The sequence below is a fragment of the Flammeovirga sp. AWQ4_249 genome (assembly GCF_056161045.1).
This window is the reverse complement of the sequence record NZ_JBSWYJ010000010.1, coordinates 144,985-161,250: the sequence shown is the minus strand read 5'-3', so window position 1 is coordinate 161,250 and position 16,266 is coordinate 144,985. Positions and strand designations below refer to the sequence as shown.

The 16,266-nt window shown below is 32.7% G+C and carries 18 protein-coding genes; 5 read left to right on the top strand and 13 right to left on the bottom strand.

The features are described 5' to 3' along the window. Positions 1–175 precede the first annotated feature (175 nt). The 7 genes from ACXAHM_RS10445 to ACXAHM_RS10415 all read right to left on the bottom strand — a co-directional run bounded on the left by ACXAHM_RS10445 (position 176) and on the right by ACXAHM_RS10415 (position 5,233). The gene (locus ACXAHM_RS10445; protein ID WP_474960384.1) at positions 176–649 is read right to left on the bottom strand and encodes a hypothetical protein; all 474 of its coding nucleotides are present in this window, start codon (positions 647–649) and stop codon (positions 176–178) included. A 169-nt stretch (positions 650–818) separates the two neighbouring features. Beyond that, positions 819–1,280 (bottom strand): ExbD/TolR family protein, encoded by a 462-nt coding sequence (locus tag ACXAHM_RS10440; protein ID WP_474960383.1) that lies wholly within the window; start codon positions 1,278–1,280, stop codon positions 819–821. 55 nt (positions 1,281–1,335) lie between these two features. Then, positions 1,336–1,884, bottom strand: a complete 549-nt coding sequence (locus ACXAHM_RS10435) for an ExbD/TolR family protein (RefSeq protein ID WP_474960382.1) — start codon at positions 1,882–1,884, stop codon at positions 1,336–1,338. 2 nt (positions 1,885–1,886) lie between these two features. Beyond that, positions 1,887–2,234 (bottom strand): hypothetical protein, encoded by a 348-nt coding sequence (locus ACXAHM_RS10430; RefSeq protein ID WP_474960381.1) that lies wholly within the window; start codon positions 2,232–2,234, stop codon positions 1,887–1,889. A gap of 60 nt (positions 2,235–2,294) precedes the next feature. Next, complete coding sequence (locus ACXAHM_RS10425; RefSeq protein WP_474960380.1) at positions 2,295–3,110, bottom strand: MotA/TolQ/ExbB proton channel family protein; 816 nt, start codon at positions 3,108–3,110, stop codon at positions 2,295–2,297. 257 nt (positions 3,111–3,367) lie between these two features. Then, complete coding sequence (locus ACXAHM_RS10420) at positions 3,368–4,447, bottom strand: asparaginase (RefSeq protein ID WP_474960379.1); 1,080 nt, start codon at positions 4,445–4,447, stop codon at positions 3,368–3,370. A 6-nt stretch (positions 4,448–4,453) separates the two neighbouring features. Beyond that, positions 4,454–5,233, bottom strand: a complete 780-nt coding sequence (locus tag ACXAHM_RS10415; protein WP_474960378.1) for a TatD family hydrolase — start codon at positions 5,231–5,233, stop codon at positions 4,454–4,456. A 148-nt stretch (positions 5,234–5,381) separates the two neighbouring features. On the opposite strand from ACXAHM_RS10415, the gene ACXAHM_RS10410 reads away from it, so the two are divergent. Continuing rightward, a complete protein-coding gene (locus ACXAHM_RS10410) occupies positions 5,382–6,209 on the top strand; it encodes a DUF3108 domain-containing protein (RefSeq protein ID WP_474960377.1) in 828 nt (275 codons plus the stop codon). Positions 6,210–6,217: 8 nt separating this feature from the next. On the opposite strand, the gene ACXAHM_RS10405 is transcribed toward ACXAHM_RS10410, so the two are convergent. Genes ACXAHM_RS10405 through ACXAHM_RS10390 form a run of 4 tightly spaced genes read right to left on the bottom strand, consistent with a single transcriptional unit; the run spans position 6,218 to position 9,531 of the window. Then, positions 6,218–6,724: a shikimate kinase gene (locus ACXAHM_RS10405; protein ID WP_474960376.1), complete on the bottom strand. Its 507-nt coding sequence runs from the start codon at positions 6,722–6,724 to the stop codon at positions 6,218–6,220. A 1-nt stretch (position 6,725) separates the two neighbouring features. After that, positions 6,726–7,781: an ABC transporter permease gene (locus tag ACXAHM_RS10400; RefSeq protein WP_474960375.1), complete on the bottom strand. Its 1,056-nt coding sequence runs from the start codon at positions 7,779–7,781 to the stop codon at positions 6,726–6,728. A 9-nt stretch (positions 7,782–7,790) separates the two neighbouring features. Further along, positions 7,791–8,945, bottom strand: a complete 1,155-nt coding sequence (locus ACXAHM_RS10395; protein WP_474960374.1) for a BT_3928 family protein — start codon at positions 8,943–8,945, stop codon at positions 7,791–7,793. A 31-nt stretch (positions 8,946–8,976) separates the two neighbouring features. Continuing rightward, positions 8,977–9,531, bottom strand: coding sequence for a DUF1599 domain-containing protein (locus ACXAHM_RS10390; protein ID WP_474960373.1), 555 nt, complete (start codon positions 9,529–9,531; stop codon positions 8,977–8,979). Positions 9,532–9,611: 80 nt separating this feature from the next. Between ACXAHM_RS10390 and folP the strand changes: the two genes are divergently transcribed. The 3 genes from folP (at position 9,612) to ACXAHM_RS10375 (ending at position 12,371) form a co-directional block, all read left to right on the top strand. Further along, complete coding sequence (gene folP / locus ACXAHM_RS10385; protein ID WP_474960372.1) at positions 9,612–10,460, top strand: dihydropteroate synthase; 849 nt, start codon at positions 9,612–9,614, stop codon at positions 10,458–10,460. Positions 10,461–10,566: 106 nt separating this feature from the next. Continuing rightward, complete coding sequence (gene cdaA / locus ACXAHM_RS10380) at positions 10,567–11,391, top strand: diadenylate cyclase CdaA (RefSeq protein WP_474960371.1); 825 nt, start codon at positions 10,567–10,569, stop codon at positions 11,389–11,391. A 101-nt stretch (positions 11,392–11,492) separates the two neighbouring features. Continuing rightward, positions 11,493–12,371: a leucine-rich repeat domain-containing protein gene (locus tag ACXAHM_RS10375; protein WP_474960370.1), complete on the top strand. Its 879-nt coding sequence runs from the start codon at positions 11,493–11,495 to the stop codon at positions 12,369–12,371. A gap of 42 nt (positions 12,372–12,413) precedes the next feature. Here the strand turns inward: ACXAHM_RS10375 and rodA are convergent, their stop codons facing one another. Next, on the bottom strand, positions 12,414–13,694 hold the full coding sequence (gene rodA, locus ACXAHM_RS10370; RefSeq protein WP_474960369.1) for a rod shape-determining protein RodA: 1,281 nt from the start codon (positions 13,692–13,694) through the stop codon (positions 12,414–12,416). 132 nt (positions 13,695–13,826) lie between these two features. Then, entirely contained in the window at positions 13,827–14,669 is an 843-nt protein-coding gene (gene accD, locus ACXAHM_RS10365) for an acetyl-CoA carboxylase, carboxyltransferase subunit beta (protein WP_474960368.1), read from the bottom strand. A gap of 385 nt (positions 14,670–15,054) precedes the next feature. Here accD and fbaA point away from each other — a divergent pair, with 385 nt between their 5' ends. Further along, positions 15,055–16,140, top strand: a complete 1,086-nt coding sequence (gene fbaA / locus ACXAHM_RS10360; RefSeq protein ID WP_474960367.1) for a class II fructose-bisphosphate aldolase — start codon at positions 15,055–15,057, stop codon at positions 16,138–16,140. Positions 16,141–16,266: the final 126 nt, after the last annotated feature.

Genomic DNA, 16,266 nt, shown 5'->3' with positions numbered 1-16,266 from the left:
TAATCAATTTTTAATTATATTTGGAGATAGAGTCAAGTTCTAAAACTTAACCCTATCCAAAAAGAACTTACACACTTTACAGGAAAGTGTCTTCAAGATTAATCAATGACAGCCTCCCTAAATAAATAAAGCCCTTGAAATCTGTTTTTCAAGGGCTTTATTTATAATTTGAAAGTTATTTCACACCATCAAATTCATTTTCTAACTTAATTTCTTCATAATTAGTTAGCTTTTCAGTTGAGGCTGAATAAATCATTTTACCAGTGATATCATAAAACTTTAGAGTACATGATACTTCACCTTTAACTACTTCCTTATATAGAATTTGAAGTCTTCTAAAAGGACCATAATCGATATTATATCTAACAATACTCGTTTTCTTAGTAGGAGTTAGAGATTTAAATTTAATATTATATTCTTCAGAGCGATTTAGATCCTCTGTATAAAATCTCAAATTATTATTATCAATAACAATATAATATGCATTTCGTAATGCTCTTAACTCTATTGATTGATCAAATTTCAAAGTAGGTTCCTTTAATATAAACTCAGGAGAAGATAAATCATAAGACAAACTATCTTGAGCTTGAAGGTTAGAAACACTTGTGAGTAGCAATAAAGTAAATGTAAAGTAAAGAATATATTTCATAAAAGATATTTCTAGTTTTCAAACCAAATTAACGATTGAATATTAATTAAGTTGTTTTGAATGGAGGTAAAATTAAGGTTTAACCAATTATTGATATTTTCTAATTAGATTATATAAAAAAAGGTCAAGCCTTTTACGGACTTGACCTTTTTGATTGATAGTGCTTCAATTAAAAATCACGAAGTTTTTTATTTGCAGCATAGTTTACTTTCAATGCGTTTGCATCTCTTAATTTCTGACGAACGTCAGAGATGATACCCATTTTAGCATCTCTATCAATTTTAAGTGACATAGTGATTTTATCACCATCTTCACCTAATTTGTCTTTTTCTTGAATCACGTGCTGAACAATTTGTTCTGGATCGATTAATACATCGTTCACTTGGATACGTGCTTCTGTGCCATACTTTCTTGTATCACTAGGCTCACCTATATAGATGTAAGACACTAATGATTTCTTTTCAAGCTTAGTCAACTCAGATGCCTGAGGTAACGAGTTCTTTACTAAAAGCTCCGACTCACGGAAAGTCGTTGCAATCATAAAGAAGAATAATAGCATGAAAATAATATCTGGCAAGGCCGAAGTAGGAATATCCTGCTTCGTTTTTGTTTTTTTCTTAAACGATGCCATAAGGTCAAAGTATTTTAATAAACGCCACCATGAATGATGGCGTTTGTTAGACCAATTATTTTATTTCAGAAGGCTCAGCATCCGATACTTTGTAAGGGATTGCTTTTCTTGCTTTATCAATCTTTTCCTTCTGTGCTGGATTCTCTTTATCCAATGCTTGGAAATCTTCTAAAGGCATTTTCAAATACATGGCACGCATTTCAGCATAAGCAAGTTTTAACTCGTCGATTACGCTAATGTACATCTCATAAGAAGTACCACGGTCCGTTTTCAATGAAACAATTGCCTTTGCTGGTGATTCAGATGACTTAGGATCCTTTCCATTGTTAAGAACAAATTCCTTAACCATTTTACGGAGCTTAGGTAGGTCAACAGCTTCTTCTTGTGCTAACATCATATCTTGTGAGTTTACAAGGATATTAAACACGTTACGCTCTTTAACCTTTACATCTACCTCATCAGCCTTTGGAGGTAACATTACTGTCACACCTTTATCAGATGCAATAGTTGTCGCCACCAAGAAGAAGATAAGCAATAGGAAGGCGATATCCGCCATTGCTCCACCATTAATCTCTGGTGCGTCTTTTTTCTTCTTCTTTAACATAACTATCCGATAGATTTAACTAGTCTTTGAACAACATCTAACACTACCGCAATACCTGCGATAATGAACAAGTAATATGTCATGTTAAGAACACCACCAATTTGTTTTGATAGTTCCTCATTCATTCCAAAATTACTTACTTCTCTTGCTGTCACAGAGCTATCAGCCATCGTATAACCAATAAAATACAATACTACTAGACCAGCAATTGTAGCTAATACAATAATGCCTGACTTAGGGTCAGTAAGGATCGACATTAAGAAACCGATCACTGTTGCAACTAATGCAATTACTACTAATACACCAGTAAGAGGTAGCAAGTATTCTGTAAATATAGCTTCACCGTTCATAACTTTGTGTAATTTCTAAATTCTACAATTCACTATTTACTTTGTGCAAATAGAGATCTACTACTTAGCAGATAATTCGTTCTTAACCAAGATATCGATTAAAGATACAGAAGCTTCTTCCATTTCTAATACGATACCGTCGATTGTAGAAACACAATAGTTGTAGAATACTTGAAGAATTACACCTACGATAAGACCTGCTACTGTAGTAAGAAGGGCAACTTTAATACCACCTGCTACTAGTGAAGGAGAGATATCACCTGCTGCTTCGATAGCATCGAATGCACCAATCATACCAATTACCGTACCCATGAAACCTAACATTGGTGCCATAGCGATAAATAATGAGATCCAAGGTAAACCTCTTTCTAATTTACCCATTTCTACTGAACCGTAAGAAACAACTGATTTCTCAACCATTTCGATACCTTCAGAAGCTCTCATTAAGCCTTGAGTAAAGATAGAAGCAACTGGACCACGAGTAGCTTTTGATACTTCTAAAGCAGCTTCAGCTCCACCTGATTGTAAAGCTTCGTCAATTTTAGCTAAAAGCTTCTTAGTGTTTGTTGTCGAAAGTGATAACGTGATAACACGCTCAATAGCGATTGCTAAACCAAGGATCAATGTAACAAGTACAGCACCCATGAATTCCCATCCACCTTCGATGAACTTTTGCTTCACTTCTTGAGTGAAAGTTTTTTCTTCTACTTGTGCCAACTCATCAGAAGACACTTCAGTAACTGCTGCAGATGGTTCTTCAACTGCTACTACTTCTTCTGTAGCAACTTCTTCTGTTGTCTCATCTTGCGCATACGACTGTGCGATACCTAAAGTAAGTGCACAGAAAAACATCAATAACGCGAATACTTTTTTCATAACTCTCTAACGTTCAGATTGCGATTATAAAACTAAAATCACAGAACTGATACTGTAATAATAAATTTGTTTTGACTATCATCCGTAATCGTTGAGCAATTTAGCACTAATCTTTTGAATTAGTACTTTTTTTGATAGTTTTTAACGACTACTGACTCGCAAAGAAATATATAATTATACTTATAAACAAATTGATTATTCATTTATAAATGCCAAAATCACACTATATATCCCTAAAAATGTTACAATTAGTTAAATTACTGCGTCAATTCCCCCTTTAAAGGGATGCCTATCAGCTTCTTTACTTTTTCGACATCTTTATATTTTGTTAACAAACACATTAACTTCGTAAGGCTTGCTTCTGTAGTCATATCTTTTCCTGATAAAACACCTATCTCGTTGAGTTTCGTGCTAGTAGCATAGTGTCCTTGCATAACCATACCGCCTGTACACTGTGAGATATTGATGATTACTACCCCTCTATTTATTGTCTCTTCTAGTATGTCTATAAACCATTTAGATGTAGGTATATTACCAGATCCATACGTCTCTAAAACCACTCCCTGTAATTTTCGATTTTTTAGCATTTCTATTATGAAATCTTTAGGCATTCCTGGGAAGATTTTTAATAGAATTACATTGGCATCTAACTTATTCATGGAGCGAACAGGGTCAGAAATAGGGTCCTTCCAGAACATTTCCTTTTTATATTCAATAAAAATTCCTGCTTCAGCTAAGGAAGGATAGTTATAAGACCTAAAAGCTGTAAAGTTAAAGTTCTGTGATTTTTTAGAGCGATTACCTCTTAAAAGCTTACTGTTGAAACAAATACAAACTTCTTGGATCAACATTTCACCGTTAACATCTCTTGCTGAGCACATTTCTAAAGCAGACATAAGATTTTCTCTAGCGTCTGTTCTTTTTTCGCCTATCGGCAATTGTGATCCAGTTAAAATAATAGGTTTATGTAAGCCATCTAACATAAAACTTAATGCAGAGGCTGTAAAAGACATTGTATCTGTACCGTGTAAAATGACAAATCCATCAAAGTCTTCATAAAAATCCTCTATCAACCTTCCCAATTGCAACCAATGTTCAGGTGTTATATCTGAAGAATCAATTAATGGATCTAAAGAAATGACGGTCAATTCAAAATCAAATCCTTTTAACTCTGGTACTGCATCAATGATCTTTTCAAAGTCAAAAGGAGTCAAACTTCCATTTTTAGGATGTCTATCCATTCCAATAGTTCCTCCCGTATAGATAATAAGAATGGAAGTATCAGATGTTTTCGGACCTGTTGAATTTATATTTACTGACTTATAATAGGTTCTCATTGATAATTAAAGCTTAAGGTAATTCTCTATTTTGAATAAATCATTAGCATTTTTATCAGTCATATCTTCAATCTCCTTTCCACTTTTCCCTGTTAAATCTGCTACTTTGTCACAAACATGTGTTGTATACAAAGGTTGATTTCTTTTTCCTCTAAATGGTACTGGTGCTAAATATGGACTATCCGTTTCAAGAACAATTTGAGATAAATCAACATGAGGGATTACTTTATCAAGACCTCCATTTTTAAAAGTAACAACTCCTCCAATTCCAATTTTGAAATTCATAGCTGTTAATCGATTAACATCATCCATAGTTCCTGTAAAGCAATGTAATACCCCAAAAAGATCATCAGAAGCTATTTCTTCTAATACGTCTAATGTTTCAGACATTGCATCTCTAGCATGAATCACTAATGGTAATTTATATTTTTTAGCCCATTCTGCTTGTATTTTAAAGGCTTCTATCTGTTGTTCTTTGTAAGTCTTATCCCAGTATAAATCTAATCCCATTTCACCCACTGCAATAAACTTACGTTTAGCAAGCCAATCTTCAACTATATATAATTCTTTCTCAAAGTTTTGATCTACATGACATGGATGTAACCCCATCATAGACAAACATTGTTGAGGGTACTTTTCTTCCAACGCCAACATTCCATCAATAGAAGTATGATCAATATTTGGCATTAATACGTGTTTTAAGCCAGCATTAAAGGCATCATTTAAAATATTGTCAATATCTGCACTAAATTTGTCTGAATATATATGTGCGTGCGTATCTATCATAATTCTAATTTTTAGTTATTTCGCACAAACATAATAGCTTAGACCGAAACCTCTATTTTGATCAAATCGAATTTTTTCAATAGGTTGGAGGTATTTCCATAATTATGACTAATATTGAAATTAAATATTAAGTAATTCATATAATTCTATGAGACTGAATAAAAAAAATATAATAATAACTTGCTCGTCTATATTCTTAGGAATTGCCTTTTTTAGCTTTAAAACTTCACAAACACTTCCAAAAGACTCATCAATCACGTTCGAACAAGGAGAAACATTAACCTATGTGGCTGGATATTCAGTATTTGAAGCAGGGCAAGCTGTTGTACATTTAGATAAAAAATATCACGATGTAAATGGTAAAAAATGTTATAAAGTGGATGTAAATGGTAAGAGTATTGGCATGTTCGGAATGGGCATGAAAATAAGAGATTTATGGCAAAGTTACTTTGATCCTGAAACTTTACTTCCCGTTCAATTCAACAGAGATATTATCGAAGGAGGTTATACTTTAGAAGAAACAATTGATTTTGATCAAGAAAATGGAAAAGCTAAAGTAAAATGGAAGAAAAAAGACAAACCTGAAATCCATAATGAAGAATATGATATGTCAAAAGGTTCATTTGATATCATTTCAGGGTATTATATGTTACGTACTTTAGATTATGAGAAATTTAATGAAGGGGATACAATTCCATTAAATACTTTCTGGGAAAATAAAGGTTATGACTTTGATATTGTTTATTTAGGAGAAGAAAAATGTGCTACTAAATTTGGAAGAATTGACTCTTATGTCATGTCTCCAATAATGCCTGATAATCAATTATTTTCCGGCACCCATCCTATAAAATTCTGGGTTTCAAAAGATGTCAATAGAATACCACTTAAGATACAAGCAGAACTTATTGTGGGCGCTGTAAATGTAGATTTAGTAAGGTATAAAGGGCTTAAGCAGAAACTAAAAAAGTCGAAATAATTCGACTTTTACTTTAAAATATTTTTAATCTCCAATGCTAGTTCCGTTGGGGATTTTTTTTGTGCTTCAATTACGTATTTTGCTTTTTGATAAAAAGGCAATCTACTTTCTCTTTTCTCTTTTATTGATTGAAAAACATCCTCTTTTGAATCTTGAGCTAACAAAGGTCTAGTACCATGTTGATGCCAAACTCTTTCTATTAATTCATCTTCGTGAACATCAACGAAAATTGTTTCTCCATTTTCTAGAAGTGTTTCCATATTGTTATAGAAGCATGGCGCTCCACCTCCTGTTGCAATAATCGCATTTTCTGGCTTAAATGTTTTGACAACATCTTCCTCCACTTTTCTAAAATACTCCTCTCCTCTTTCTTCAAAAATTTCAGGAATTTTCTTTCCTTCTCTTTCTTCTATTTCGAGGTCCATATCATAAAAAGGTAATTGCAATAGTTCACCTAAAGCTTTGGCTAAAGTAGATTTACCACTTCCTGGCATTCCAATTAAATATATTCTCATATTAATGTAATCTTACTTTAGGGTCAATAATAGCATAAAGAATATCCACAAAAATATTGACCACTACAAAACCAAACGCAATTAAAATTGTAGATCCCATGACTACAGGTAAATCTAAATATTCAACTGCCTGAATGGTTTTAAAACCTAAACCTTTCCATTTAAATATATATTCAATGAAGAATGCTCCTGCCATCATTGTAGCCAACCAACCAGAAACTGCTGTTATAACAGGGTTTAATGCATTTCTTAAGGTATGCATAAAGATCACTCTTAAGAATCTAGCTCCTTTGGCTTTGGCTGTTCTAATATAATCTTGTGACATTACATCTAACATTGAACTTCTTGTCAATTGTGTAATAATTGCCAATGGTCTTGTCGCTAATGTCAATGAAGGTAAAATTAAATTCTCCAGATGTAACACTCTACCTTTTAAAGGATCATTCATCCATAAAGATCCAGTCATATTTAGGTGAGTAAAATCTGATAAATAATAGCCGAAAGTGATTGCCATCAAAATAGCTAAAACAAATGATGGCATTGAAATAAACACAACAGAACCTCCAACAATAAAGTGGTCTATTTTTGACCCAAAATTTACTGCTGCCGTAACTCCTAATAAGATACCAATAGTGGTTGCAATAAAAATTGCTGCCAAACTCAACCAGAATGTACCAGGAATACTTTCCAATAATATCTCATCTACAGGTTTATTTGTTTGAAATGACCTTCTTAAATAAGGTGGTTTTAATACTAAAGCAGAACCGCCAAACGGAATTAATTTTATATAGCTATACTTTTTTTGTGCTTCAGGAGAGTTTTCTTCAAGTGATATTGGTAATAAATCTCCAATATATCGTCCATACTGAACTATCAAAGGATCATCTAAACCCAATTCTTCACGAATTTTTTCTCTTTCCTCTAAACTAGCATGTTGTCCAGACATTAAATCTACAGGATCACCCGGTAATGCATGAAAAAGCATAAACACTACTGTGATTACACCCCATATTACTAGGAGTCCATAAAGAAAGCGATCAATGATAAACTGTAACAACTTATATAATTAGTTTAATAATTCAGAAATTTCTTGTGCTGATGGTGTATCATTATGGTGCCATTTTCCTAAGATTGTTCCATCATTTACTAATAGAATTCCAGGGTTAGAACGTACCATTGCCAATAAAACAGTAGCATCTGCATAATAGTAAGGAACATCTAGCTTTGCTTCATGCATAAATTGACTAAAATCATTTGCATCACTAGTAATTACCATAACATCCACTTTCCCTTTCACATCGCCAACTAGCTTTTGTAACTCTTCCAGATCCTCGGTATCAATTTCAGAAACATTTTGAACAATCACTAATAATCGTTGTCCATTTGTTGTCAAAGATGTAAAATCCTCACCTGCATCATTAGATACAAAATAATCAGGGATTAATGATTTACAATCTTCTTCATTGACAATTTCCATTCTTACAAATTTCCATTCAGGATCTGTAGGGTAAGTCGTAAACATTTTTTCCTCACCATTTTTCTCCATATAATATACACTTTCACAAGGTACTTCTGGAGACATCATTTTAGGAATATTAGCTCCTATTTTATACGGTCTAAAATCTACTGGTGGAAGGTGTTGAATTGCGTAATAACAAACTAAAAATGAAAATACAGTTGTAATAACTATTGTAATGATTTTCCAAACTGGAGTTGTTTTGGTCACAGTATATGAATTTCCGTACATCCCAAATTGAGTCACCCCTTTTTTCGGTTTTGTTGCCATTGCAAAAAGTAACAGAACCAATAGAATTACATCTTTAGTAAAACTCCCCCATGGAGTAAATTTAATGGCATCTCCAAAACAACCACAATCCGTTACTTTATTGAACCATGCTGAATAGAATGTTAGGAATCCAAAAAATATTAATAACAATAATGTCGCTCTAAAAGTGAATGTTTTCTTTATTCCAATAATTAAAGCTACACCTAATATCACTTCAAAAGATGAAAACAAAACAGACATTGGCAAGGAGTAATCAGCCAAGAACATAAATATAGAGGACAGAAAACCTACCGTTTCCGATACATCATCTGCAAATACATGAAAATATTCTTCAAATTTTATAGCAGTTCCTAAGGGATCATCAATTTTAACTAATCCGGATGCTACAAATACTAGGCCTACAAGAATTGCAAAAAATCTGTGTAATTTCTTCATTTATTGTTAAGTGAAAGTTGTGTTAGTAGTTCTATTCGTTTACGAAACCTGATAATATTAATGCAAAAATAGAATAATTGATCATATCCTGATAATTGGCGTCCACACCTTCTGAGACTAAAGTCTTTCCTTCATTCCCTTCAATCTGCTTTACTCTAAGTAGTTTCATTAAAATAATATCAGTAATGCTTGATACTCTCATCATTCTCCATGCTTCACCATAGTCATGGTTTTTATCAAACATCAATTCCATGGTTTTGTTTGCATGATTATCATAATATTTCATCACTTCCTCTGCTGAAAGTTCCATTCTCTCATCATGATATAAATCAAGCTGTGTTAAAGCCATCAAACAATAATTTATTATAGCAATAAACTCGCCTAAAATGTCTTCATCTATCTTTTGCTCGCCTTTTTCTTGAATAGAACGAATTCTCATTGCTTTGATATAGATTTGATCTGTTATCGAAGGTAATCTTAATATCCTCCATGCTGTACCATAATCTATTGTTTTCTTTTCAAACAAAGTCCTACACTTCTCTATTACCGCTTTGAATTCTTGTTCTGTTTTTTCCGCTTGCGTCATAACTAATCTATCTTTCTTAACTGAGTTTTTTCAGCTAACTTTACACAAAGTTAGAGTAAACCTAAACAACCTCAAACTAAATGATAAATTCACAGCATGTTTCTTTAAAAATAAGACAAAATATTTTTAAACTTGACACTCCTAAAGTTATGGGGATCATAAATGCGACACCTGACTCTTTCTATAATAACAGTCGAAAGCTTTATGTCGAAGATGCATTGCACCAAGCAGAAAAAATGCTCAATGATGGTGCTGAGATTTTAGATATAGGTGGCTATTCTTCTCGACCAGGTGCAAAGGATGTCTCAGAACAAGAGGAAATGAATAGAGTTTTACCTATCATAGGAGAAATTAAGGAACAATTTCCTAATGCATTAATTTCAATTGACACATTTAGAGGTAATGTTGCTTTAGCTGCTGCAAATGATGGTGCAGATATTATCAATGATATTTCTGGTGGCTCGATGGATGAAAAAATGTTTGAGTCTGTTCAGCAAACAGGGTTACCTTATATCATGATGCATATGAGAGGAACACCTCAAACAATGCAAAAATTAACCGATTATCCTAACGGAGTTACACAAGAAGTAATAAAGTATTTTGTAGAGAAAAAAGCTGAATTTATTAAAAATGGAGAAAATGATTTAATAATTGATCCGGGCTTTGGATTTGCAAAAACGGTGAAACAAAACTTTGAACTATTGAATCACCTTGATTTATTACAATCACTCAACTCACCTATACTTGTTGGTATCTCAAGAAAATCAATGATTTACAAGTTTTTAAATTCTTCAGCACAAGAAGCTTTAAATGGAACAACTGTTTTAAATACAATCGCACTATCTAAAGGTGCTACTATTTTAAGAGTTCATGATGTAAGAGAAGCTGTAGAATGTGTAAAACTTATGCAACAAACGGTTTCTTTTTAAAAGAAAGACTTTATTTTTGTAATAATGAAGTAAATTTCACTACTTATTATAAAATCACATTTCCTTTTTAATTAATTAAGGCAATTCACATCTCGATCAACAAGTAATGTTATTATTCACCGTTGGATTTTTAGATATAAACTTTGTAGATGTACTTGATATTCTTCTAGTATCAGTATTGCTTTTTCATCTGTATAAATTAATCAAAGGAAGTGTAGCTTTAAAAATCTTTGTTGGAGGTCTTTCTATCTATCTGACTTATTTGGTAGTAAAGGCAACTGATATGGAATTACTCTCAGAAATTCTGAGTCAGTTTATTGATGTTGGTGTTATTGCTGCCATTATTTTATTCCAACAAGAGATTAGAAAATTCCTCTTAATTATTGGTAAATCAACCGATTTTAAAAACTTCCCTTTGTTCCAACTTTTCAGAGGAAAAGGGAAAAGTGAAGAAATAAACCTTGATATACTTGCTATAATCGATGCTATGAAAGATATGTCCGGTACAAATACTGGAGCATTAATTGTTATTTCTAAAGAAAGTGACTTACAGTTTTATTCTGAAACTGGAGATTTTGTTGACGCAAAAATATCTAAAAGACTACTCCTATCTATTTTCTTTAAAAATTCTCCAATGCACGATGGTGCATGTCTTATTTATAATAACAGAATTCAAGCAGCTAGGTGTATTTTACCTGTTTCTGAAAACCCAAATATTCCCGCAACAATGGGCCTTAGGCACAGAGCCGGTATCGGTATGACCGAAAATACTAACGCTATTGTATTAATTGTTTCTGAAGAAACTGGACAGATGTCATTTATCAAAAGTGGTAAGATAGACCATAACCTTTCTGCAATGGAATTAAGAACTAAAATTCGAAATTACATGAGTGACGGAGATGAAGAAGATTCTAAAAAAATCAACAAATAACACATGTAAGTTTTTGATTATCTGAAAACTAAAAAAGAAAACCTAAAAGTGTAAAGTAACGTTAATAGAGAGTAAACCTAATTTACTTTTATATTACCGACATGAACACACCTAAAAAAATATTGCTAATTTTAGCAGTTTTCGGCCTTTATTCTTTTACATATAACAATGACCCAAACACTTTATTAATTAAAGGCATTAATAACATAAACGACGAAAAATATCTTCAAGCTATTAGTGATTTAACAATGGCGATCAGTATCCAACAGGATTTAGGAGAAGCCTATTATCATAGAGCAATTAGTAAAGAACTTTTTGGTAAGCAACAAGGATTTTATAATTCAGATTTTTGTCTTGATTATATAGATGCCATGAAATATGGATATAGTCCTGCCATTGAAAAGTTATACCAATCAGGAAGAAGTGAATGTTTTTTATTAAAAACTGCTGCATTAATGCCCGAAAAAGCATATTGTGTAGATATTTCTTCAGGTAAGAATAAAACCATCGCCAATGAATTTAGTGAATTTGAGAACCTTATTTCACTAAATGCATCCAATAATTTATTATCTGATTTAGGAACGATATATAATAATTGTCCCTATATCATTTCTTTAGATTTAGGTGAAAATAATTTTACATCTATCCCTAAAGAAATTGTGAAATTGCAGTTTTTGTATGAATTGAATTTAAGTAATAATGAAATTCACACCTTGCCAAAGGAGATCACGCAATTAAAACAGTTGACTTACTTAAATCTTAGAGGTAATGATATTGAAACCTTACCAAAAAATATAAATGAGTTATCTAACCTTAAACTTTTAGATTTATCACTAAATAAAATTGAAGAGTTACCAAAAGGAATTTATAAAATGGATAACTTAGAAACGTTAGTTTTATCTGGAAACCATATTTCAAAAGACGATATAAAAAAATTAAAGTTAAGTTTACCAGACACCAAAGTTATTGCTGACAACTAAAAGCAAAAGGATAGTAAAAATTAAATTTACTATCCTTTTTTTTTATGCTCTACTCAACATTTGAGATCGATGACTATCTAATTTTACAAAAGTGAATAACAGTAATGTAAACGCCCACAAGGAGGAACCACCATAACTAAAGAAAGGTAATGGAATACCAATCACAGGGAAAATTCCTATTGTCATTCCCATATTAATCATAAAGTGAATAAAGAAGATACAAGCAGTACTATAACCATAAACTCTTGCAAATCGAGACTTTTGCCGTTCTGCTAAGATGATTAAGCGTATTATTAATGCAGCAAACAGACCGATTGTAACAATACTTCCAATCCATCCATGTTCTTCACCGATTGTACAGAAAATAAAATCTGTTGATTGTTCTGGCACAAAATTAAACTTTGTTTGTGTACCCTCTAAAAATCCTTTTCCTACTAATCCTCCTGATCCAATCGCAATTTTAGATTGCGTCACTTGATAACCTACTCCTAATGGGTCAATATTAGGATTAACTAATACCTCAATTCTTTTACGTTGATGTGGACGCAATATATCGTATAAAATATAATCTATACCTTCTGTAAACAGAAAAGATATTCCCCCGAAAAAGCATATTAAAAAGATAAGTGATTTATTTTTCTTCGTATAAATTATAAATGCAATTGCTAATAAACCCAACACTCCTAATATTACTCCAGCAACTAAAGAAGTTGATACTAATGCTGTAACGAATAGAAATACAAACCATAATCCTAATAGCATAATATACTGTGGCATTCCTTCTCTGTAAAGCATCAAGAAGAAAGCTGAGAATACCATAGCTGAACCTGTATCTTTTTGTAACAACACTAATATTGTAGGCATCCCAATAATAGCAAAAGCTTGTAATAATCCACCTGACCATTTATCAATCCTGACTGTAGGATTATCTATATATTTAGCCAAAGCAAGTGCTAAGGCATATTTAGCAAACTCTGAAGGTTGAATTCTTATAAATCCTATTTTATACCATGATGTGTTACCACCTGCAGAGTGGCCAATAATTAGTACTCCTAAAAGTGCAAGTAATGTAATTCCAAAAATTGGGTAAGCAAACGTACTGAAAAACTTAAAATCAATAAGCATTATTGACGTTGCTATTATTGCTGCACCAGCAATCCACATTAATTGCTTTCCTGAATTTAAACTTAAAGAAAAAATACTAGTTGGTGCATCAGGCTGATAAACAGCAGCATAAATATTTAGCCAACCTACAACCACCATTGTGCTGTATAAAAAAATTGTCAACCAATCGATATTCCTCTTACCGGTACTCTCACGCATGCTTTAATATATAATTGGGGATAAATATATCTACAAAAAATGAAATCTACTTTCAATGAAAGTAATTACAAAAAAAAGCCCTCAGAATCAAGAATGCAATTCTGAGGGCTTTTATATTTAGAAAAATCACAATTAATTTTGAAGCATCTTCAAAATTGTAGTTAATTTTCTTTTTAATTCTCTTCTGTTAACAATCATATCAACAAAACCATGTTCTTGAAGGAACTCTGCACTTTGGAAACCTTTAGGTAAATCTTTACCAATTGTCTCACGAATTACACGAGGACCTGCAAAACCGATAAGGGCACCTGGTTCTGCAATATTTATGTCACCTAACATCGCATAAGATGCTGTAACACCACCTGTTGTTGGATCAGTCAGTAAACTGATGTATGGTAAACCTGCCTCATCAAGTAAAGCTAACTTCGCCGAAGTTTTTGCCATTTGCATTAATGAGAAACCTGCTTCCATCATACGAGCACCACCTGATTTAGAAATCATTAAGAATGGCATTTTATTCGCTAATGCATGATCAATACCTCTTGCGATTTTCTCACCAACTACAGAACCCATAGAACCACCGATAAAGCTAAAGTCCATACAACTTACAACTAAGTCAAGACCATTTACTTTACCAACAACAGTTCTACATGCATCTTTCAAGTCTGTTTTCTTTTGACTTGCTGCAATTCTGTCTTCATAAGTTTTACTATCCTTAAATGATAAAGGATTACCAGAAGTCATGTTTTCATCTAGTTCAGTAAATTTGTTATCATCAAAGATGATTTCAAAATACTCTTTTGAACCAATTCTTACATGAAATTCATCATCAGGACATACGTAAGCATTTTCACGTAATTCCTGCATATGTATAATTTTGCCTTGGTTTGTTTTATACCAAAGACCATCAGGTGAATCTTTCTTTTCACTAGTAGGGGTTTGAATCCCCTGTTCTTTTCTTTTGAACCAAGCCATAAGAAACTTTATTCTGTCTAGAGATCAATATTCGTTCAATATACTAAATGTATATGAGTCGTAAAGATATTCAATAAGAGCACAATGCAAAAACTTCTTGGTATCTTCGTATGCATTTTTTAGTTTTTTTTTCATAATAGCCCTCTTCTTGCCGTTTTAAAACGCTTTTACGATTGAACTTCCCTATAATTAAACATTAATTAATTAGTCAATTATACGTAAAAAATACACCTTCAAAATAGAGTGAAATTGACCAAAATACTCTTATTAATATTACTAAAATCACCAAAATCGTTCTATAAAAAAAGATTAATGTGTTGTATCTTTGCAAAGCAAATTGCATAAATGTTTATGCATAGTATCACAAATTATTCAATATAATATTATGTCTTTCAACATTAACGACATTAAGCCAGGTGTAATCACTGGTGAAGACGTAGAAAAAGTATATCAATACGCACTTGAAAAGGGTTTTGCTCTTCCAGCTGTAAACTGTGTAGGTACTAACTCAGTAAACGCTGTAATGGAAACTGCTGCTAAATTAAAAGCTCCAGTTATTATTCAATTCTCAAACGGTGGTGCTTCTTTCTACGCAGGTAAAGGCATTAAAGGTGAAGGCCAAGCTGCTGCTATCGCTGGTGCAATCGCTGGTGCAAAGCACGTTCATGAGTTGGCTGAGCAATATGGTGCTCGTGTTATTCTTAACACTGACCATTGTGCGAAAAAATTATTACCATGGGTTGACGGTTTATTAGATGCTTCTGAGAAATTCATGGCAGAAACTGGTAAGCCTTTATTCTCTTCTCACATGATTGACCTTTCTGAGGAGCCAATTGAAGAGAACATGGAAATCTCTAAAAAATACTTCGAGCGTATGGCTAAAATGGGTCAAACTCTTGAAATCGAATTAGGTATCACAGGTGGTGAGGAAGATGGTGTTGACAACTCTGACGTTGATCCATCTCGTCTTTATACTCAACCTTCTGAAGTTGATTATGCATATGAGCAATTAGGTGCTATCGACCATAAATTCTTAGTAGCTGCAGCGTTTGGTAACGTACACGGTGTTTATAAGCCAGGTAACGTTAAATTAACGCCTTCTATCTTGGATGATTCTCAAAAATATATCGTAGAGAAGCACGGTACTGAATCTAAGAAGCCAGTTAAATTTGTATTCCACGGTGGTTCTGGTTCTTCTTTAGAAGAAATTCGTGAAGGTATCTCTTACGGTGTGATCAAAATGAACATTGATACTGATACTCAATGGGCAACTTGGGATGGTATCCGCGGTTATGAAGCTAAATACCATGATTACTTACAAGGTCAAATCGGTAACCCAGAAGGTGCTGATGAGCCAAATAAGAAATACTACGATCCACGTAAATGGTTACGTGTTTCTGAAGAGTCTATGATCGCTCGTTTAGAGAAAGCATTCGAAGACTTAAATGACGTAAATATCTTTGATAACTAAGATATATTAGTTCATACTAAAAATCCTCTTTTCTCACGAGAAGAGGATTTTTTTATTGACAAAAGAAAAACCCTCATCTACAATTTCATGAAGATGAGGGTTCTTTATTATTACTCTATTTTTAGA

Excerpts from the sequence above, each read along its gene's own strand:
- ACXAHM_RS10445 (WP_474960384.1), bottom strand. The coding sequence starts at position 649 with ATGAAATATATTCTTTACTTTACATTTACTTTATTGCTACTCACAAGT.
- ACXAHM_RS10440 (WP_474960383.1), bottom strand. The coding sequence starts at position 1,280 with ATGGCATCGTTTAAGAAAAAAACAAAAACGAAGCAGGATATTCCTACT.
- ACXAHM_RS10435 (WP_474960382.1), bottom strand. The coding sequence starts at position 1,884 with ATGTTAAAGAAGAAGAAAAAAGACGCACCAGAGATTAATGGTGGAGCA.
- ACXAHM_RS10430 (WP_474960381.1), bottom strand. The coding sequence starts at position 2,234 with ATGAACGGTGAAGCTATATTTACAGAATACTTGCTACCTCTTACTGGT.
- ACXAHM_RS10425 (WP_474960380.1), bottom strand. The coding sequence starts at position 3,110 with ATGAAAAAAGTATTCGCGTTATTGATGTTTTTCTGTGCACTTACTTTA.
- ACXAHM_RS10420 (WP_474960379.1), bottom strand. The coding sequence starts at position 4,447 with ATGAGAACCTATTATAAGTCAGTAAATATAAATTCAACAGGTCCGAAA.
- ACXAHM_RS10415 (WP_474960378.1), bottom strand. The coding sequence starts at position 5,233 with ATGATAGATACGCACGCACATATATATTCAGACAAATTTAGTGCAGAT.
- ACXAHM_RS10410 (WP_474960377.1), top strand. The coding sequence starts at position 5,382 with ATGAGACTGAATAAAAAAAATATAATAATAACTTGCTCGTCTATATTC.
- ACXAHM_RS10405 (WP_474960376.1), bottom strand. The coding sequence starts at position 6,724 with ATGAGAATATATTTAATTGGAATGCCAGGAAGTGGTAAATCTACTTTA.
- ACXAHM_RS10395 (WP_474960374.1), bottom strand. The coding sequence starts at position 8,945 with ATGAAGAAATTACACAGATTTTTTGCAATTCTTGTAGGCCTAGTATTT.
- ACXAHM_RS10390 (WP_474960373.1), bottom strand. The coding sequence starts at position 9,531 with ATGACGCAAGCGGAAAAAACAGAACAAGAATTCAAAGCGGTAATAGAG.
- folP (WP_474960372.1), top strand. The coding sequence starts at position 9,612 with ATGATAAATTCACAGCATGTTTCTTTAAAAATAAGACAAAATATTTTT.
- cdaA (WP_474960371.1), top strand. The coding sequence starts at position 10,567 with ATGTTATTATTCACCGTTGGATTTTTAGATATAAACTTTGTAGATGTA.
- ACXAHM_RS10375 (WP_474960370.1), top strand. The coding sequence starts at position 11,493 with ATGAACACACCTAAAAAAATATTGCTAATTTTAGCAGTTTTCGGCCTT.
- rodA (WP_474960369.1), bottom strand. The coding sequence starts at position 13,694 with ATGCGTGAGAGTACCGGTAAGAGGAATATCGATTGGTTGACAATTTTT.
- accD (WP_474960368.1), bottom strand. The coding sequence starts at position 14,669 with ATGGCTTGGTTCAAAAGAAAAGAACAGGGGATTCAAACCCCTACTAGT.
- fbaA (WP_474960367.1), top strand. The coding sequence starts at position 15,055 with ATGTCTTTCAACATTAACGACATTAAGCCAGGTGTAATCACTGGTGAA.